Origin of the sequence: Curtobacterium sp. BRB10, assembly GCF_031844325.1 — a bacterium.
Taxonomy (GTDB): domain Bacteria; phylum Actinomycetota; class Actinomycetes; order Actinomycetales; family Microbacteriaceae; genus Curtobacterium; species Curtobacterium poinsettiae_A.
The window spans coordinates 367867-385748 of the sequence record NZ_JAUZVA010000003.1; the positions used below are offsets into that span (position 1 = coordinate 367867).

17 protein-coding genes are annotated in these 17882 nt (G+C 73.0%); 11 read left to right on the top strand and 6 right to left on the bottom strand.

Going from position 1 to position 17882, the window contains the following annotated elements; genetic code table 11:
• Positions 1-7 precede the first annotated feature (7 nt).
• Positions 8-325 carry a hypothetical protein gene (locus Q9R26_RS08580; protein ID WP_311227025.1) on the top strand — a complete coding sequence of 106 codons (318 nt, stop codon included), beginning with the start codon at positions 8-10 and terminating at the stop codon, positions 323-325.
• Positions 326-342: 17 nt separating this feature from the next.
• Here the strand turns inward: Q9R26_RS08580 and Q9R26_RS08585 are convergent, their stop codons facing one another.
• Positions 343-1023: a hypothetical protein gene (locus tag Q9R26_RS08585; RefSeq protein ID WP_311227026.1), complete on the bottom strand. Its 681-nt coding sequence runs from the start codon at positions 1021-1023 to the stop codon at positions 343-345.
• 38 nt (positions 1024-1061) lie between these two features.
• Between Q9R26_RS08585 and Q9R26_RS08590 the strand changes: the two genes are divergently transcribed.
• Positions 1062-1934 (top strand): hypothetical protein, encoded by an 873-nt coding sequence (locus tag Q9R26_RS08590; RefSeq protein WP_262138026.1) that lies wholly within the window; start codon positions 1062-1064, stop codon positions 1932-1934.
• Positions 1935-2004: 70 nt separating this feature from the next.
• Here Q9R26_RS08590 and Q9R26_RS08595 read toward each other — a convergent pair whose 3' ends face one another.
• Together Q9R26_RS08595 and Q9R26_RS08600 are read right to left on the bottom strand one after the other, a co-directional pair.
• Positions 2005-2973, bottom strand: coding sequence for a beta-ketoacyl-ACP synthase III (locus tag Q9R26_RS08595; RefSeq protein WP_259577732.1), 969 nt, complete (start codon positions 2971-2973; stop codon positions 2005-2007).
• A gap of 68 nt (positions 2974-3041) precedes the next feature.
• On the bottom strand, positions 3042-3434 hold the full coding sequence (locus Q9R26_RS08600; protein WP_209135675.1) for a ChaB family protein: 393 nt from the start codon (positions 3432-3434) through the stop codon (positions 3042-3044).
• 181 nt (positions 3435-3615) lie between these two features.
• Between Q9R26_RS08600 and Q9R26_RS08605 the strand changes: the two genes are divergently transcribed.
• The 3 genes from Q9R26_RS08605 (at position 3616) to Q9R26_RS08615 (ending at position 10268) form a co-directional block, all read left to right on the top strand.
• Positions 3616-4587 carry an aldo/keto reductase gene (locus Q9R26_RS08605; RefSeq protein ID WP_262138024.1) on the top strand — a complete coding sequence of 324 codons (972 nt, stop codon included), beginning with the start codon at positions 3616-3618 and terminating at the stop codon, positions 4585-4587.
• Between the two features lie 369 nt (positions 4588-4956).
• Positions 4957-8853 carry a Pls/PosA family non-ribosomal peptide synthetase gene (locus tag Q9R26_RS08610; protein WP_311227027.1) on the top strand — a complete coding sequence of 1299 codons (3897 nt, stop codon included), beginning with the start codon at positions 4957-4959 and terminating at the stop codon, positions 8851-8853.
• Positions 8854-8867: 14 nt separating this feature from the next.
• Positions 8868-10268, top strand: a complete 1401-nt coding sequence (locus Q9R26_RS08615; protein ID WP_259362813.1) for a M1 family metallopeptidase — start codon at positions 8868-8870, stop codon at positions 10266-10268.
• Here the strand turns inward: Q9R26_RS08615 and Q9R26_RS08620 are convergent.
• Positions 10231-10500, bottom strand: a complete 270-nt coding sequence (locus tag Q9R26_RS08620) for a helix-turn-helix domain-containing protein (protein ID WP_311227028.1) — start codon at positions 10498-10500, stop codon at positions 10231-10233. The genes Q9R26_RS08615 and Q9R26_RS08620 overlap by 38 nt on opposite strands.
• 32 nt (positions 10501-10532) lie before the next feature.
• On the opposite strand from Q9R26_RS08620, the gene map reads away from it, so the two are divergent.
• Entirely contained in the window at positions 10533-11300 is a 768-nt protein-coding gene (gene map, locus Q9R26_RS08625) for a type I methionyl aminopeptidase (RefSeq protein WP_311227029.1), read from the top strand.
• On the opposite strand, the gene Q9R26_RS08630 is transcribed toward map, so the two are convergent.
• Positions 11284-11838, bottom strand: a complete 555-nt coding sequence (locus Q9R26_RS08630) for a 4'-phosphopantetheinyl transferase superfamily protein (protein WP_209134289.1) — start codon at positions 11836-11838, stop codon at positions 11284-11286. The genes map and Q9R26_RS08630 overlap by 17 nt on opposite strands.
• Before the next feature lie 72 nt (positions 11839-11910).
• Positions 11911-12114, bottom strand: a complete 204-nt coding sequence (locus Q9R26_RS08635; RefSeq protein WP_071255966.1) for a hypothetical protein — start codon at positions 12112-12114, stop codon at positions 11911-11913.
• Between the two features lie 284 nt (positions 12115-12398).
• On the opposite strand from Q9R26_RS08635, the gene Q9R26_RS08640 reads away from it, so the two are divergent.
• From Q9R26_RS08640 to Q9R26_RS08660, 5 genes are all read left to right on the top strand, one after another.
• Positions 12399-14318 (top strand): TPM domain-containing protein, encoded by a 1920-nt coding sequence (locus Q9R26_RS08640; protein ID WP_311227030.1) that lies wholly within the window; start codon positions 12399-12401, stop codon positions 14316-14318.
• Between the two features lie 86 nt (positions 14319-14404).
• On the top strand, positions 14405-15130 hold the full coding sequence (locus tag Q9R26_RS08645; RefSeq protein ID WP_182065772.1) for a PspA/IM30 family protein: 726 nt from the start codon (positions 14405-14407) through the stop codon (positions 15128-15130).
• 44 nt (positions 15131-15174) lie between these two features.
• A complete protein-coding gene (locus Q9R26_RS08650) occupies positions 15175-15996 on the top strand; it encodes an arginase family protein (RefSeq protein WP_311227031.1) in 822 nt (273 codons plus the stop codon).
• A gap of 55 nt (positions 15997-16051) precedes the next feature.
• Positions 16052-17455 (top strand): NAD(P)/FAD-dependent oxidoreductase, encoded by a 1404-nt coding sequence (locus tag Q9R26_RS08655; RefSeq protein ID WP_311227032.1) that lies wholly within the window; start codon positions 16052-16054, stop codon positions 17453-17455.
• Positions 17456-17457: 2 nt separating this feature from the next.
• Complete coding sequence (locus Q9R26_RS08660; RefSeq protein ID WP_175330772.1) at positions 17458-17814, top strand: Fe-S oxidoreductase; 357 nt, start codon at positions 17458-17460, stop codon at positions 17812-17814.
• The last annotated feature ends 68 nt before the right edge of the window (positions 17815-17882 follow it).

Consider the following 17882-nt stretch of genomic DNA (forward strand, 5'->3'; position numbering starts at 1 on the left):
GTGCCGCGTGCGCTTCCGGGAACTCGGGGTGCCGGAACCGGTGCAGCAGCACGTGTTCGCCCGGGCCGGATCGATCACGGCGATCGTGGACTTCTGGTTCCCCGACCAGGGCGTCGTGGTCGAGGTCGACGGCCGCGCGAAGTACGAGGACCCCGCGCTGCTCGACGGGCGATCCACCTCCGACGCGCACTGGCGCGAGAAACGTCGTGAGGACTTCATCCGGTCGTTCCCCGAGGTCAGGGCGGTCGTGCGGCTCTCGTGGGCGGACCTGATGCAGCCCGACCGGGTGTGGGCTGCCCTCCGGCGCGCGGGCGTCCCGTGCTGAGGGTGCGTGCCCGACGATCAGCTCGGGCGGTGTGGCGCATCCGGGCGGTGCGGCGCATCCGGGTGGTACCTGCGCTGACGCTCGACCGTCGGCCGAGCGGACGATCCCCCGGTGTCCACCGCCCCGGTGCCCACCACCCCACCGACCACCACCTCGCCGACTCCCACGCGCACGCCGCGGATCGGCCCGGTGCCCTTGATAACACCGCCGCGGTGGTCCGGGTCGGGTTCGCGGTGGTCGCCGCCCTCCTCGAGCTCGACGTCCCGCACGGACACCGGCCCGAGCACCTGCGCCCCCGCGCCGATGCGAGCCGGCCCCTCGACGAGACACCCTGCGGTCAGGCGAGCCCGACCACCGACCAGGACGTCGGACCCGTCCGCGACGATGGTCACCGGTCCCGGACCGAGTTCGGCTCCCTCGCCGATGTGCACGGCCGCCGCCGACGCGACGACGGTCACGGATCCGGGGCCCAGGCGTGCCCCGGATGCCACCGTGATCGCCCCACCGTGCCGGGTCTCGAGCGTCGTGGACGGGTACAGCACCACGCCGGGCAGGACCGACACGCCCCTTCCGACCAGGACGGACGCCGGGTCGAGCACCCGGACCGCGGGCGCGAGGGCGGTGACCTCTGCGACGGGCAGGAACCCGGCTGCACGACGGGCATCGTCGAGGGCTGGCTGCGCGGGGTCGGTGTCCATCCAGCGACCCTCTCACGTGCGCGGCGTACGGTGAACCCATGGCCCGAGCCCCGAAGGACCAGTCGATCGTGCCCCTGCCGACCGCACCGGTCTCCCCCTCCCCGTCCGCCCCCCGTACGCAGCAGGTCCAGCCCACCGGCTGGGCGAAGTGGCTCGACCGGGTCATCAGCGTGCAGCGCCCCGTCGTGGTCGCGCACGTCAACGCGATCCGTCGTCGCAAGCCCGACGCGACCCCCGCCGAGGTGATCCAGATCCTCGAGCGGCAGTACCTGGCCGCGGTCACCACCGGTGGCGCCGCGGTCGGTGCGAGTGCGGTGATCCCCGGCGTCGGGATGGCCGCCGCGCTCGGCCTGAGCGGTGCCGAGACGGTCGGGTTCCTCGAGACCACCGCGCTGTTCGCACAGTCGGTGACCGAGGTGCACGGCATCGCGCTGGACGACCCGGAACGGGCCCGCACACTCGTGATGGCGATGATCCTCGGCGCGCCGGGCACGCAGCTCATCAAGCAGCTCGCCGGACAGGCGGCCGGCGGTCAGGCCCGGACGGCGTTCTGGGGGGAGATGGTGACGTCCTCGCTGCCGAAGCAGGTGGTCAACGGCATCGGCGGACAGGTCCGTGACCAGTTCATCAAGCGATTCGCCGTCCGGCAGGGCGGTTCCGTCCTCGGACGGGCGCTGCCGTTCGGCATCGGCGCGGCCGTCGGTGGACTGGGGAACCACGCACTCGGGCGCAAGGTGATCCAGGCGTCGCGGACCGGGTTCGGCATGCCGCCGGCGGAGTTCCCGATCGTCCTGACCGTGACCCCCGCGGCGGAGAAGACCCGCCGCGCCCTGCCGTGGAAGCGTGGCGCGGGCGGGGACCAGGACCTCTGGACCGAGCCGGGCCAGGACGACGCCCGCTCGAAGCGTTAGCCGAGACGACCGAGAGGGGCCCGGGCCCGGATGCTGAGCAGCCGAGCCCGGGCCGTTCGTGCAACGGCGCCTAGAAGGACCGCACCGGCGTCGTCACGACCTGGCCGGCGTGGGCGAACCCGCCACCGAACCCGAACAGCAGCGCAGGCACCCCCTCCGGCAGGTCACCACGCTCCCACGCCTTCGACAGCCCGAGCGGCACACTCGCCGCCGAGGTGTTGCCGGACTCGACGACGTCGCGGATGACGAACTTCGACTCCCCGCCGAGCGCGGTGACGAGCGGCTCGATGATCCGCAGGTTCGCCTGGTGGAACGCGAACACCTCGATCTCGTCCATCGAGAGCCCGGCGGCCTCGACGACCTTGCGGGCGTGCCCCTCGGCCTCGGTGATCGCCCACCGGTAGATCGAACGCCCCTCCTGGTTGAAGCGCCCCGGCGACCCCTCCACACGGACGGCGTCGAGCAGGTGCGGCACGCTCCCCCACGACACCGGGCCGATCTCCGGCGTCTCGGCGACCCCGAGCACGGCGGCACCGGCCCCGTCGCCGACGAGCACGCACGTCGACCGGTCGGTCCAGTCGGCGATCCCGGACAGCACCTCCGACCCGATGACCAGGGCGACGTCGGCCGAACCGGTGCGGATGGACTGGTCGGCGAGCCCGAGCGCGTACTCGAACCCACTGCACGCGGTGTTGATGTCGATCGGCGCCGGACCGTTCGTCATGCCCAGCGCGGCGGCCACCCGACCTGCCGTGTACGGTGCGCGGTCCTGGTGGGTCGTGGAGGCGACGATGACGAGTCCGACGGCCGAAGGTGACACCCCGGCGTCGGCGAGGGCACGGCGTCCGGCCTCGACGGCCATCGACGTGACGGTGTCGTCGGGCCCGGCGATCCGACGGGTCTGGATGCCGGTCCGTGTGCGGATCCACTCGTCGTTCGTGTCGACCATCGTCGAGAGCTCGTCGTTGGTCAGGACGCGTTCGGGCTGGTGGTGACCGAACCCGAGGATCCGGCTGCCGCGGAGTGCTGGGATGTTCATCGTCGGCACGTTACCCCCTCACGCCACCGCCGCATGCCGACCCGGGAATGGACGGGCCTCACCCGCCGTCACTTCCGCGCAGCAGCGGTCGCTCGGTCGTTCGCCCTGCCGATCGCCTCGACCAGCTCGTCCTTCGTCATCTTCGAGCGGCCGCTGACGTCGAGCCGTTTCGCGACGTCCATCAGGTGCGCCTTCGAGGCGTTCGCGTCGACACCGCCCTCGGTCTTGCCGGAACCGCGGGAGCCGGCGGCTCCGGAATCGGACGGCCCGGAGGACTCCTTCTCCTCCCAGTGGTCGCCGACCTTCTCGTACTCGTGCTTGACGGCGGCGAACGCTGTGCGGTGCGCCCGCTCGCCCGGGCCGTACGTCTCGTTCGCCGAGTCCAGGGTCTTCTCGAAGATCTCCTGCGCGTGCTCCGGGGACCGCTGCAGGGTGCTGGGGATCTCGTCCTTGGCTGGCATGGCTGCTCCTCTCGAGTGATCCCCCCTGACTACTCCGACCAGCACAACGAGCACCAAGCACGGACGAGCACGGGCACCGGGCACCGGGCACCGGCCACCAGCCACCAGCCACCAGCCACCAGCCGCCGACCGGTACTCCCAGGGCCTGGCGCCACCAGCGCGTCACGAGTAGACCCGTCTCATGGACTACACACACCTCGGTCGCACCGGTCTGTCGGTCTCCCGCGCCGTGCTCGGCACGATGAACTTCGGCCCGGAGACCAGCGAGGACGACTCGCACGCGATCATGGACCGGGCCCACGAGCTCGGCGTCAACTTCTTCGACACCGCCAACGGCTACGGCGGCTCGGTGGGCAAGGGTGCCACCGAGGAGATCATCGGACGGTGGTTCGCCAAGGGTGGCGGTCGCCGCGAGAAGACGGTCCTCGCCACGAAGGTCTACGGCGACATGACCGACTGGCCGAACGGCGGCAAGCTCAGCGCCCTGAACATCCGGCAGTCGCTCGACGCGAGCCTGCAGCGGCTGCAGACCGACCACATCGACCTGTACCAGTTCCACCACGTCGACCGTGCGACGCCGTGGGACGAGATCTGGCAGGCGATCGACGTCGCCGTCCAGCAGGGCAAGGTCCTGTACGTCGGCTCGTCGAACTTCGCCGGGTGGCACATCGCCCAGGCGCAGGAGGCCGCGAAGCGCCGGGACACCTTCGGCCTGGTCAGCGAGCAGTCGATCTACAACCTCGTGGTCCGCGACGTCGAGCGCGAGGTCCTGCCGGCCGCGCGTGCGTACGGCCTCGGCGTGATCCCCTGGTCGCCACTGCAGGGCGGTCTGCTCGGCGGCGTCATCGAGAAGACCGAGAACGGCTCGCGTCGCCTGTCCGGCCGCAGCGCCGAGTACGTGGACGCCCACCGCGACCAGCTGCATTCCTACGAGTCGTTCGCGAAGGAGCTCGGCCACACGCCGGGCGAGCTGGCCCTCGCCTGGCTGCTGCACCAGCCCGGCGTCACCGCGCCGATCACCGGCCCCCGCACGATGGAGCAGTGGGAGTCCGCGGTCCGTGCCGTCGACATCCGCCTCGACCAGCGTGCGCTGGACCGTCTCGACGAGATCTTCCCGGGGCACCAGACGTCACCGGAGGACTACGCCTGGTGACGGGACCGGCGGGACCACCGGAACCGACGGAACCGACGGAACCGACGGAACCGACGGGACCGACGGGACCGACGGGACCGACGGGTCGCTGACGCGACCAGCTGCCTGGAGGCGCGGGGGGGGGGCGCCCCCCCCCCCCCCCCCCCCCCCGTTGAGGTCCTCCCCTCCGGGTCCGGTCGCGCTTCTGGTGGCGGGTGCCCTCGTCGAGTGAGCAGAACGCGCCGAGTCGGGGCGGGTGATCCGACGTCTTCTGCTCACTCGGCGCACGACGCAGCCGTCCAGTGCGGTACCGTCCGTTCCCGAGCAGGACACCTCGACCCCCTAGGATCACGGGCCGGTCGTCCCGCACGCGACCGGGAAGAGGCCTCGATGACCACCGGCACCGGGAACGCGCAGCTCGAACTCGCCCGCGGCGGCGACGCACCCGCACCACGGACCCTGTTCGACGTCCTGGCGGCGACCGCGGCGACCCACCCGGACGCGACCGCCCTCGAGGACCCTGCCGGCAGCGTCGACTACGCCTCCCTGCTCGACCTCGTGCGCGCGCATGCCGACGACCTCGCCCGCCGCGGCGTCCGACGGGGAGACCGGGTCGGGGTGCGGATCCCCTCCGGCGGACGTGACCTGTACCTGTCGATCCTCGCCGTGCTCGCCGCCGGAGCGGCGTACGTGCCGGTCGACGCCGACGACCCCGAGGAGCGCGCCACCCTGGTGTTCGGCGAGGCCGGTGTCGTCGGGGTGATCGGCGCGGGCGGCGTCCTGCGAGACCGTGCCGGCGCCGAGCTGCCGGTGACGGACCCTGCGGCGAGCGCCGAACTCCCCCGCGAGACCGATGACGCGTGGATCATCTTCACGTCCGGGTCGACCGGGGTGCCGAAGGGCGTGGCGGTCACTCACCGCAGTGCAGCGGCGTTCGTGGACGCCGAGGCGCGGATGTTCCTGCAGGCGGCGCCGATCGGTCCGGGCGACCGGGTGCTGGCGGGGTTGAGCGTGGCGTTCGACGCGTCGTGCGAGGAGATGTGGCTGGCGTGGGGGCACGGCGCGGCGCTGGTGCCGGCGCCCCGGTCGCTCGTGCGGACGGGTGTGGACCTGGGGCCGTGGCTCATCGCGCACACGATCACGGTGGTGTCGACGGTGCCGACGCTCGCGGCCCTGTGGCCGGACGACGCGCTCGAGCAGGTGCGGCTCGTCATCTTCGGTGGTGAGGCGTGCCCGCCGGAGCTGGCGGCGCGCATCGCCTCGCGCGATCGGGAGCTCTGGAACACGTACGGTCCGACCGAGGCCACCGTCGTCGCGTGCGGCGCGCTGATGGACGGCGGGTCACCGGTGCGGATCGGGCTGCCGCTGGACGGGTGGGACCTGGCCGTCGTCGATGCGTCGGGAGCCCGTGTTGCGCCTGGGGACGTCGGTGAGCTGGTGATCGGTGGTGTCGGGCTGGGGCGGTACCTGGACCCGGCGAAGGACGCCGAGAAGTACGCGCCGTTCCCCGAGCTCGGGTGGGAGCGGGCGTACCGGAGCGGCGACCTGGTGCGGTACGACCCGGAGGGGCTGGTGTTCCAGGGCCGTGCGGACGACCAGGTCAAGCTCGGTGGTCGTCGGATCGAGCTGGGCGAGATCGAGGCGGCGCTGCAGGCGCTGGACGACGTCGCGGGCGGTGCCGCGGTGGTGCAGCGGACCCCGGCGGGCAACCAGGTGCTGGTCGGCTACGTCGCCCCGGTGGCGGGGGCGACGGTGGACGTGACTGCCGCGAACGCGCGGTTGCGTGAGGAGCTTCCGGCGGCGCTGGTGCCGTTGGTCGCGGTGGTGGAGTCGCTGCCGACGCGCACCTCGGGCAAGGTCGACCGGGCAGCGCTGCCCTGGCCGCTACCTGGAGCGTCCGAGGCGGCGATGCTGCCGGACACGGTCGCGTGGATCGCCGAGCGGTGGTCGGCGATCCTCGGGGTGCCGGTGGCGAGTGTCGACGACGACTTCTTCGCGCACGGCGGCGGGTCGTTGACGGCGGCGCAGCTGGTGTCGGCGATCCGGGAGCGGTTCCCGTCGACGACGGTGGCGGACGTGTACGACCATCCGCGGATCGGTGCGCTGGCGGCGGCGCTCGACGAGTCGGGTCCGGTGGCGGCGTCCTCGCGGGACGTCGCTCCGGTGCCTCCGGCGACCGGGCTGCTCATGACGCTGCTCGGGTTGCCGGTGCAGGTGCTCCGGGGGCTGCGTGTCCTGACGTGGACGGCCGTGGTGGCTGCGGTGCTGCACGCGACGACGCTGCCGTTCCTGCCGGTGCTGCCCTGGCCGGTGCTCGTGCTCGCGGTGCTGGTGTTCGTGACGCCGATCGGCAAGATGGCGCTGACGGTGGTGCTGGCGCGGCTGCTGCTCGCCGGGGTCCGGCCGGGGTCGTACCCCCGTGGCGGTCCGGTGCACCTGCGGGTGTGGCTGGCCGAGCGCATCGCCGAGGCCGTCGACGGCCCCTCGACGGCGGGCGCCCCGTGGATCAGCTACTACGCCCGGGCACTCGGTGCGCGGATCGGCAGGGACGTCGACCTGCACACGCTGCCACCCGTGACCGGGATGCTCACGATCGGCAAGCGTGCGTCGATCGAGCCCGAGGTCGACCTGGCCGGGCACTGGCTCGACGGCGACGTGTTCCACCTGGGGCACGTCCGCATCGACGAGGACGCCGTGGTGCGCAGCCGGACGACGCTGCTGCCCGGGGCGCACGTCGGTGCGGGTGCCGAGATCACCGCGGGTTCCGCCGTCGGCGGCCCGGTGCCCGCGGGCGAACGCTGGGCAGGGGCGCCTGCGGAGCGCACCGGGTCGGCTCGCGACGACCGGGAGGCCCGCCCCCCGACCCGCAGACGCTGGCTGCTCGCGTACGGGGCCGGGTCCCTGGCCGTGGCCGGGTTGCCGGTGGTCGGTGTCGCGGTCGGACTGCTGGTCGCCCTCGCCCTGGTCGGGCGGGCGTCGACCCTCGGGGACGCGGTGCTCCGCGCGCTGCTGACGGTCCCCCTGGCGACGGTCGTCGCCGGTGCGGTGTACGCGCTGCTGGTGGTGGTCGCGGTGCGGCTGCTCGGCATCGGCCTGCACGAGGGGCGGCACCCGGTGCGCTCCCGGATCGGCTGGCAGGTGTGGTCGACCGAGCGGGTGCTCGATGCGGCGCGCACCCTGCTGTTCCCGCTGTACGCCTCGCTCGTGACGCCGGTGTGGCTGCGGCTGCTCGGCGCCCGGGTCGGTCGGGACACCGAGATCTCGACGGTGCTGCTCATCCCCGCGCTGACGCAGATCGCTTCGGGAGCGTTCCTGGCCGACGACACGATGGTGGCGACGTACGAGCTCGGCGGCGGTCGGGTGCGGATCGGTCGCTCGAAGGTCGGCCGTCGGGCGTTCCTCGGCAACAGCGGGATGACGGGCGCCGGACGCTCAGTGCCGCGCGAGGCCCTGGTGGCGGTGCTGTCCGCGGTGCCGAAGAAGGCCAAGCGCGGCTCGTCCTGGCTCGGGTCGCCCCCGGTGCGGCTGCGACGTGCGGCGACGGAGTTCGACGAGGCGCGCACGTTCCGTCCGTCCAGGCGGCTGAAGGTCGCCCGCGGCTGCTGGGAGCTGCTGCGCCTGGTCGCCCCGATGGTGTCCGCCGCCATCGCGCTCGGCGTCGCCGGAGCCCTGCTGGCGCTGTGGTCGGCCGTCGGGATCGGGTGGACGGTGCTGCTCGCCGGGCCGGTGCTCATCGCCGCCGGTGCCGTCGCCGCCGTGGTCTCGACGATCGCGAAGTGGGCGTTCGTCGGCCGGATCACGGCCCGGGAGCACCCGCTGTGGTCGTCGTTCGTGTGGCGCAACGAGGTGCAGGACACGTTCGTCGAGACCGTCGCGCGCCCCTGGTTCGCCGAGCAGGCCACCGGCACCCCCGCGCTGGCCGTCTGGCTCCGGAGCCTCGGTGCGACGATCGGCCGCGGCACCTGGCTCGAGACGTACTGGCTGCCCGAGGCCGACCTCGTGACCATCGGCTCCGGGGCGTCGGTGGCGCGCGGCACGGTCGTCCAGACGCACCTGTTCCACGACCGCGTGATGCAGCTCGACACCGTCCGACTCGACGCGGGCGCGACGCTCGGGCCGCACAGCGTGGTCCTGCCGGCGGCCGGCATCGGTGCGGGGGCGACCGTCGGGCCGTCCTCGCTCGTCATGCGCGGTGAGCAGGTACCGACGGGCTCCCGCTGGTCCGGCAACCCGATCGCTCCGTGGACATCGGCAGCCCCCTCGGTGACCGCCCCACCGGCGCCATGAGGTTGACTGTCCCCGTGCCCTCCGATCCCGCCGCAGACCCGTACACCCCGCACAGCGGCGACCGACGGTGGAGCGCCGAGCACTACGAGCTCCGTCTCGACTACCGCGTCGCCACGAACCGGCTGGACGGCACCGCCACGATCACCGCGCGCGCCCTCGAGCCGCTCGACAAGGTCGTGATCGACCTGCACGGGCTCACGGTCGACCGGGTCGACGTCGACGGACGCCGGGCCAAGAAGGTCTCGACCGCGACGCACAAGGTGACGGTCACCCCGGCCGACCCCATCGCCGCCGACACCGTGTTCAGCGTGCACCTGCGGTACCGCGGCACCCCGCACCCCGTCCGGAGCGCATGGGGGCAGGTCGGCTGGGAAGAACTGTCCGACGGCGTCATCGTCGCCGCGCAGCCCACGGGGGCGCCCTCGTGGTTCCCGTGCAACGACCGCCCCGACGACAAGGCCACGTACCGGATCGAGATCGCGGCCGAGGCGGCGTACGACGTCCTGGCGAACGGGGAGCTGCTCGCCAAGGAGCGCGACCGTGTCGGCACCCGCTGGACCTACGCCACCACCGAGCCGATGGCGACCTACCTGGCGACCGTGCAGATCGGCCGGTACCGCACCACGAAGCTGCGCACGAGCGGGGTGCCCGTCACGCTGCACCACCCCGCCGACCTCGCCGCCGCCGCGAAGACCGACTTCGGACAGGTGCCGCAGATGCTCACGCTGTTCGGTGACCGGTTCGGCCCGTATCCGTTCGCGGCGTACGGCGTCGTGGTGACCGACGACGACCTGGAGATCCCACTCGAGGCCCACGGCCTGGCGGTGTTCGGCCGGAACCACGTCGACGGCGAGCACGGCACCGACCGCCTCATCGCCCACGAGCTCGCCCACCAGTGGTTCGGCAACTCCGTCACGGTCGCCCGGTGGCAGGACATCTGGCTGCACGAGGGGTTCGCCTGCTACGCCGAGTGGCTGTGGTCCGAGGACCGCGGCGACGACACCGCGGACCAGCTGGCCGAGCGGTACCGGCAGGGACTGCTCGAGCAGCCGGAGGACCTGGTGGTCGGTGACCCGGGCGCGGAGGACATGTTCGACGACCGCGTCTACAAGCGCGGCGCCCTCGCCCTGCACGCCGTCCGCCGCACGATCGGCGACGGCGCCTTCTTCACCGGGCTGCGGAGCATCACCGAGCGGCACCGGCACGGATCCGTCACCGTGCCCGACGTGCTCGGTGCGTTCGCGGATGCGGCCGGCAGTTCCGTCGCTCACGTCCGTGCGGTGGCCGGGCCCTGGATCGACGAGGCGTCGGTGCCGGCGCTGCCCGCTGGCGAGCAGGCTCCGCCGCGTCGGCTGGCAGGCTCCGCCGCCGCGTCGGCTAGCCGGCCAGCTCGCCGTCGACCGGGTCACAGCTGACCTCGGACCACACCGCGTCGAGCGACAGCCCGACCACACCGGCGACCGACGCGATGGTCGAGAACGCCGGCGTCGCGATGCGGCCGGTCTCGATCTTCCGGAGCGTCTCCGGCGAGATCCCCGCGGCCAGGGCGATGTCCACGATCGATCGCGGACCACGGGCACGACGGAGCAGCGCACCGAGGCGACGACCACGCGCGACCTCGTCGGGGCGGAGTGGGAGACGGACCATGACCACATAGTAATACCGGTATGATCATCCGCGTGATCGAGATCCTGACCCCCGCCGAGGTCGACAAGGGCCGCGCCACCGGAGCCCTCGTCGGCACGATCCTGCACACCCTGCGCGAACGCACCCGCGTCGGCACGAACCTGCTCGAGATCGACCGGTGGGCGAAGCAGATGATCGAGGCCGCTGGCGCCGACTCCTGCTACGTCGACTACGCACCCTCGTTCGGCCGCGGTCCCTTCGGCCACCACATCTGCACGGCCGTGAACGACGCCGTCCTGCACGGGCTGCCGCACGACCAGGCGCTGCAGGACGGCGACCTGCTGACCCTCGACCTCGCGGTGTCCCTGGACGGCATCGCCGCGGACGCCGCGATCAGCTTCGTCGTCGGCACCGCACGCCCCGAGGACCTCGCACTCATCGACGCCACCGAACGCGCGCTGGCCGCGGGCATCGCCGCCGCCGGACCGGGCGCCCGCATCGGTGACCTGTCCCACGCGATCGGCACCGTGCTCAAGTCCGCCGGCTACCCGGTGAACGTCGAGTTCGGCGGACACGGCATCGGCTCGACCATGCACCAGGACCCGCACGTGTCGAACACCGGGCGCGCCGGTCGCGGCTACACGCTCCGGCCCGGGCTCCTGCTCGCGCTCGAACCGTGGGTGATGGCGGACACCGACGTCCTGGTCACCGACGCCGACGGCTGGACCCTGCGGAGCGCCACCGGAGCGCGGACCGCCCACACCGAGCACACGATCGCGATCACCGAGGACGGCGCCGAGGTGCTCACGCTCCCCCGCTGACCGTCCCGACGACCTCGACGGGCAGGCCACCCGCCGCGACGACGAGCACCACGTCCGGCGCGGGGTACAGCACGGTGAGCGGTCGTTCGACGCCCTCGAACCGGGCCGTGCCGGCGGCCACGTCGACCTCCACCGCGATCGGGTCGACGCGCAGCCCGCGTCCGTCGCGTTTCAGCACGGCCTCCTTCGCCGCCCACGCTGCGGCGAGGAGCGCCGGATCCCCGTCGGCTCGACGGAGTTCGTCCGGAGTGAAGACGTCGAGCGGCGCAGCGGCGACCCGCGACACCCGTTCGACGTCGACGCCGAGCGCCGACGGACCGACCGCGAGGGCGACGACCCCCGGCGCGCGCGACAGGCTCACGCCGACCGGGACGCCCGCGGCGGTCGCCCACGGACGACCGTGGTCGGTCCCCGCACAGTGCGGGCAGACGCGCCCCGCGCGCACCACGACCGGGTCGACGCCGGTCGCCGACGCGACGGCAGCGAGCAGCGCCTCCCGGTCGTCCGCGCGGTCAGCAGCCGACGTCCGGAGCGTCACCGTGACGGTCTGGAGGCACGACCCGTCGACCGGGGCAGCGCCCGTCGGTCGCGTGGTCGCGCCCAGGGCGGATCAGGCGTGCGTCAGCGCGATGAGCGCGACGTTCATGGTGCTGTACAGGCCTTCGGAGCGGGTCGCCTGGCGAACTCGTCCGCGCAGGACCTCGTAGCGACCGTCGTGCTCGCGCACGAAACCGATCACGCCCGTCGCCGGAGTCGACACCCGGTGGTAGCCGTCCTCGAGCGGGACGACCTCGGTGCTCGTGGTGCGTTCCATCGTTCTTCCCCTTCCGTTCATCCTCGAACAGTGGCGCCAGCATACCCCGGTCCGGGGGACAAGACGTCCACAGGAAGCACGGTCCGGAGCGTTCCCCCAGAGTCTGTCCGTGCCCCTGCGTGGCCTGGATAGACTCCGGGCGACAGCGCACTCGTGGCGCGGTCCGGGGCGGTGCCACGGGGTACCGACCGGCGACGGACGGAGGACGGATGCGAGCGGTCCAGCACGGATCGGGCACGGACGGATCGATCGGGCGCAGGGGGACAACGCGGCTGTGGAGCCGCGTGACGGCCGCCCTCGTCGCCATGCTGATCGTCCTGGCTCCGGCAGCGACCGCCCACGCCACGGCACCCGTCGACCTGGGCGGCGCGTACGTCCTCGACGAGGCCGACGCGTTGACCGCATCCCAGCAGGCGCGGGTCGAGCAGGCCGTGCAGGACCTGTACTCCGACACCCAGACGCAGCTGTTCGTCGTGTTCGTACCGTCCTTCACCGACCCCACCGACCACACCGAGTGGGGTCGGGCCGTGCTCGAGCAGAACCAGATCGACACCGACGGCATCCTGCTCTCGGTCGCGGTCGACGAGCGGAACTACGACGTCCAGCAGACGAACGAGACCGCGATCTCCTCGTCCGACGTCGAGAACGCCGTCAACGACTCGCTGCTCCCCGAGCTCAAGCAGGGCGACTGGTCCGGAGCCGCCGTGGCCTTCGCCGACGGGCTGACCCAGTCGCAGGCCCCGGTCGACCTCACCTGGCTGTGGATCCTGCTGCTCGTCGTGGTCGTCGGGCTCATCGTCGTGGTCCTGGTCATCCGGACCCGGAACAAGCGCCGCACCGCCGCAGCCACCGAGGCGCAGGAGGCCTCGCTCGCCGACCTCGAACGCACCGCCGGCGGCGCCCTGGTCACCATCGACGACGAACTCCGCACCGCCGAGCAAGAGGTCGGGTTCGCGAGCGCGCAGTTCGGCCCGGACGCCGCCAAGCCCTTCGCCGACGCCGTACAGGCCGCCCAGCGCGAGGTCCGCAAGGCCTTCGCGATCCGGCAGCAGCTCGACGACGAGGTCCCCGACACCCCGCAGCAGCGCGCTGAGTGGGCGAACCAGATCATCGTCATCTGCGAACGCGCGCACGCCGCGATCGAGGAGCAGACCGAGGCGTTCGACCAGCTCCGCTCGCTCGAGGACGGCATCGAGGACGCAGCCGCGTCGCTCGCCCAGGCCGTGGCCGCCGCACCGGCCTCGGTCGGCGCCGCCGCCGCTGCCCTCGACCGCGTCCGCGCCCGCTACACCGGTCGCACCCTCGCCACCGTGTCGGACAACGTCGATCAGGCCCACCAGGTGCTCGCCTTCGCCACCGAACGGTCGAACGCCGCCACCGCGTCGATCGCCGCCGGTGACAAGGGCGAGGCGGTCGTCGCCGTCCGCGACGCCCAGCACGCGCTCGCCCAGGTGCAGCAGCTCACCGACGGCGCACTCGCCGCCGAGCAGTCCTTCGACGAGGCCACCGCCCGCGCCGAGGCGATGCGCATCGACATCCAGGGGGACGTCGCCGCCGCCCGCAGCCTGCGCTCGGGCGGGCCGGACCTCGCCGCCGCGGTCACCCGTGCCGAGGCCGTGCTCCGCCAGGGGCTCGACCCGAGGGACCCGGTGGCGGCCGTCGACGCGCTGACCCGGGCGAACACCGAGATCGACCAGGCCATCGCCGCGGCGCGGGGTGCCGAGGAACAGCGCCAGCGCGCCACCCAGGCGCTCGACGCGGCCCTGCGCGACGCCCGCAACCGCATCAGCCAGGCCCGTGACTACGTGTCCCTGCACCGCGGCGGCATCGGACCGACCGCTCGGACCCGGCTGTCCGAGGCCCAGCGTGCCTACGACGACGCCGTCGAGCTCGCCCCGAGCAACCCCGGACAGGCGCTCAACGCCGCCCGCGCGGCCGAGCAGTACGCGGCCGCAGCGATGGACGCCGCGAACGACGACCTCGGCGGCTGGGGTGGCGGCCAGGGCGGCGGCGGTGCCCAGCTGGGTGGTCTCGTCACCGGACTCGTCCTCGGCGGCCTGCTCGGCGGTCGCGGCGGCAGCTACGGCGGCGGCTCCTTCGGGGGCGGGGGCTTCGGCGGAGGCGGGGGCTTCAGCGGCGGGGGCGGCTTCGGCGGAGGCGGCGGCGGGGGTGGCGGCGGCTTCTCCGGCGGCGGCCGCTTCTGACCCGACCGGCTTCCCCGGCACCCCAGAACCAGACCAGACCCGACCCGACCACACCGTCCACAGGACTTCCACGAAAGGGAACAGCAATGGCCAAGCAGACCATCTTCGGACGCATCTCCACCCTCGTGCGCGCGAACATCAACCAGATCATCGACGACGCCGAGGACCCGCAGAAGATGCTGGACCAGCTCGTCCGCGACTACACGAACAACATCGCCGACGCGAAGACCGCGATCGCGCAGACCATCGGCAACGTGCGCCTGCTCGAGCAGGACCACGAAGAGGACAAGAAGGCCGCGGTCGAGTGGGGCCAGAAAGCCGCCAACGCCTCCGCCGCAGCCGACAAGTACCGCTCCGAGGGCAAGTCGGCCGAGGCGGACAAGTTCGACAACCTCGCGAAGATCGCGATCGGCAAGCAGATCGCCGCCGAGCAGGAGGTCAAGGACGCGGAGCCGAACCTGGCGTCGCAGAACGAGGCCGTCGAGAAGCTCAAGTCCGGTCTCGCCGGCATGGAGCAGAAGCTCGAGCAGCTCCGCGCGAAGCGGGACAACCTCGTCGCCCGCTCGAAGACCGCCGAGGCGCAGTCCCGCGTCAACGACGCTCTCGGCAACATCGACGTGCTCGACCCGACGAGCGACCTCGGCCGCTTCGAGGAGAAGGTCCGCCGCGAAGAGGCGAAGGTGCTCGGCCAGCAGGAGCTGCAGTCGTCCAGCCTCGACGCCCAGTTCGAGAGCCTCGAGGACGTCGGCAAGGACGCCGAGGTCGAGGCACGACTCGCCGCGCTGAAGTCCGGCGGATCCTCGAGCATCTGACGAACGCCCTGACGACGCCGGACCCCAGCTGACAGACTGAGACGATGCACTTCCTCGTGGTCGGTCAGTGGCAGGGTTCGGCGTCGTCGCGCGCGATGCGACTCGGGGACGGCGCGTCGGCGATCGCGGCCGACCTCCCCCGGGCGTCCACCACCGTGGTCGACGTCCCGGCCGGAGCAGGTGACCGCCTCGAGACCGCCGTCGCCCGCTACACCTCGGTGCTCGCCGTCGCCGAACGCGTCGCGGAAGAGACCGCCGTCGCCACGGAACCGGTGCTCGTCGTCGGCGGTGACGGCGCCAGTGTCCTCGGCGCGACCGCCGCCCTCGCACCGGACACCGCGTTCGTCCGCATCTCCGGCTCCGGCGGGTACCGCGCGCTCAACCGGGCCCAGCCCGTCGCCGCCGAGACGGCCGCCCTGCGCCTGCTGGTCGACCGCCCCGACGACCTGTTCCCCGGCCTGCCGGTGGTGCCGGCGTCCTCGGTCGTCGTCGCCGGGGTCCGCGGCGTCGAGGACGCCGAACGGGCCGCCCTCGACAAGGCCGGGATCGTGCACCTCGACGTCGACGCCGCCACCCCGGACGCCCTCGCCGCAGCGGTCGAACGGACCGGTGCCGCATCGGTCTTCGTGCACGTCGACCTGGACGTCCTCGACCCGTCCGAGGTCGACGGACTCCTCGAACCCGTCCCGTTCGGCCTCGACGGCGCAGCGCTCGTCGAGCGCATCCAGGCCGCGACCCGCGGCCGGCGCCTCGTCGGCGCTGCGCTCACCGGGTTCGCCCCCGTCGACCCGGACCGGGCGGTGGACGACCTCGGCGTGATCCTGCGCGTCGTCGGAGCGGTGACCAGCGCCTCCCGGGTGGGCTGACCACCGGCACGACGCAACCGGCGGACCCCCTGCCGTTCCGCGTACGCTCGGGAGCATGACGGACTACGACCTCATCGTGATCGGAGCCGGCGCTGTCGGCGAGAACGTGGCGGACTACGCCAGGAAGCGCGACCTGTCGGTCGCGATCGTGGAGGCCGAGCTCGTCGGCGGCGAGTGCTCCTACTGGGCGTGCATGCCCTCGAAGGCGCTCCTGCGCAGCGGACACGCCCTCGCCGCGGCGAAGCGGCTCGACGGTGCGAAGCAGGCCGTGACCGGCACGCTCGACGCCGCCCACGTGCTCGCCCGACGCAACTCGTTCACCTCGGACTGGAAGGACGACAGCCAGGTCTCGTGGCTCGAGTCCGCCGGCATCGACCTGATCCGCGGGCACGCCCGCATCACCGGCCCGAAGACCATCGACGTCGACGGTGCGACGCACACCGCGCGCGCCGCCGTCGCGGTCGTCACCGGTTCCCTGCACACGTTGCCGCCCGTGCCCGGTCTCGCCGACGCGAAGCCGTGGGGCACCCGCGAGGGCACCAGCGCCCAGCAGGTCCCCGAGAGCCTGCTCGTCATCGGCGGCGGCGTCTCCGGCACCGAGCTCGCGACAGCGTGGGCATCCCTCGGCGCGAAGGTCACCCTCGTCGCCCGGCACGGTCTGCTCGGCGGCATGGAGCCCTTCGCCGGAGAACTCGTCGCCGACTCCCTGCGCGAACTCGGCGTCGACGTCCGCACCGGCGTCAACCCCGTCCGGGTCGACCGCGACGAGCACGGTCTCGTCACCACGGAGCTCGACGACGGCACCACGGTGATCACGAGCGAGGTGCTCGCCGCCACCGGTCGTGCCGCACACACGCGTGACCTCGGGCTCGAGACCGTCGGCCTGACCGCGGGCGACTGGCTCGACGTCGACGACACCATGCTCGTGCACGGCACCGACTGGCTGTACGCGGTGGGTGACGTCAACCACCGCGTCCTGCTCACGCACCAGGGCAAGTACCAGGCGCGTGCCGCCGGTGAGGCGATCGCCGCGCGGTACCAGGGCACGCCGCTCCACACCGAGCCGTGGGGTGCACACGTCGCCACCGCCGACCACGCCGCTTCGCCGCAGGTCACCTTCACCGACCCCGAGGTCGCGAGCGTCGGACTCACCGAGGCGAAGGCCCGCGAGCAGGGGCTGAACGTCCGCGCGGTCGAGTACGACCTCGGTGCGATCGCCGGGTCCGCCCTGCAGGCAGACGGATACGCGGGCCGCGCGAAGATGGTCGTCGACGAGGACCGCGGGGTCGTCGTCGGCGTCACGTTCGTCGGCCAGGACGTCGCCGAGATGCTGCACGGAGCCACCGTCGCCGTCGTGGGCGAGGTCCCGATCGACCGGCTGTGGCACGCCGTGCCGGCCTACCCGACGATGAACGAGATCTGGCTCCGCCTGCTCGAGACGTACGGCCGCCCGGCCTGAGCGTGCGCAACCCGCTGCTCGACTCCCCCGTGTCCCGTGCGGGGTGGGTGTTCGCGACGGCCGTCGGGCTCGCCGTGGGCGTCCCCCTGTCGACCGGGCGGATCCGGGTGGAGGACGGGCTCGTGGTCTGCACGGGGCTGCCGCGCTGGGTCTTCCGGCGCGGCGGCACCTGCGTCGGGTCGGTGTACCTGACCCGCGACAACGACGGCCCGCGGGTGCTCCGGCACGAGCGGGTGCACGTCGAGCAGTGGCGCCGGTACGGGATGCTCATGCCGCTGCTCTACGCCGTCGCCGGGCGGGATCCCCTGCGGAACCGGTTCGAGGTCGAGGCTGGCCTGGAGGACGGCGGCTACCGCTGACGGGTGCGGGTGCGGGTGCGGTCGCACGACACGCCACTCGCGCATCGTCGTGGTCGCACGAACTGTCG

Excerpts from the sequence above, each read along its gene's own strand:
- Q9R26_RS08585 (WP_311227026.1), bottom strand. The coding sequence starts at position 1,023 with ATGGACACCGACCCCGCGCAGCCAGCCCTCGACGATGCCCGTCGTGCA.
- Q9R26_RS08590 (WP_262138026.1), top strand. The coding sequence starts at position 1,062 with ATGGCCCGAGCCCCGAAGGACCAGTCGATCGTGCCCCTGCCGACCGCA.
- Q9R26_RS08595 (WP_259577732.1), bottom strand. The coding sequence starts at position 2,973 with ATGAACATCCCAGCACTCCGCGGCAGCCGGATCCTCGGGTTCGGTCAC.
- Q9R26_RS08600 (WP_209135675.1), bottom strand. The coding sequence starts at position 3,434 with ATGCCAGCCAAGGACGAGATCCCCAGCACCCTGCAGCGGTCCCCGGAG.
- Q9R26_RS08605 (WP_262138024.1), top strand. The coding sequence starts at position 3,616 with ATGGACTACACACACCTCGGTCGCACCGGTCTGTCGGTCTCCCGCGCC.
- Q9R26_RS08610 (WP_311227027.1), top strand. The coding sequence starts at position 4,957 with ATGACCACCGGCACCGGGAACGCGCAGCTCGAACTCGCCCGCGGCGGC.
- Q9R26_RS08620 (WP_311227028.1), bottom strand. The coding sequence starts at position 10,500 with ATGGTCCGTCTCCCACTCCGCCCCGACGAGGTCGCGCGTGGTCGTCGC.
- Q9R26_RS08635 (WP_071255966.1), bottom strand. The coding sequence starts at position 12,114 with ATGGAACGCACCACGAGCACCGAGGTCGTCCCGCTCGAGGACGGCTAC.
- Q9R26_RS08645 (WP_182065772.1), top strand. The coding sequence starts at position 14,405 with ATGGCCAAGCAGACCATCTTCGGACGCATCTCCACCCTCGTGCGCGCG.
- Q9R26_RS08650 (WP_311227031.1), top strand. The coding sequence starts at position 15,175 with ATGCACTTCCTCGTGGTCGGTCAGTGGCAGGGTTCGGCGTCGTCGCGC.
- Q9R26_RS08655 (WP_311227032.1), top strand. The coding sequence starts at position 16,052 with ATGACGGACTACGACCTCATCGTGATCGGAGCCGGCGCTGTCGGCGAG.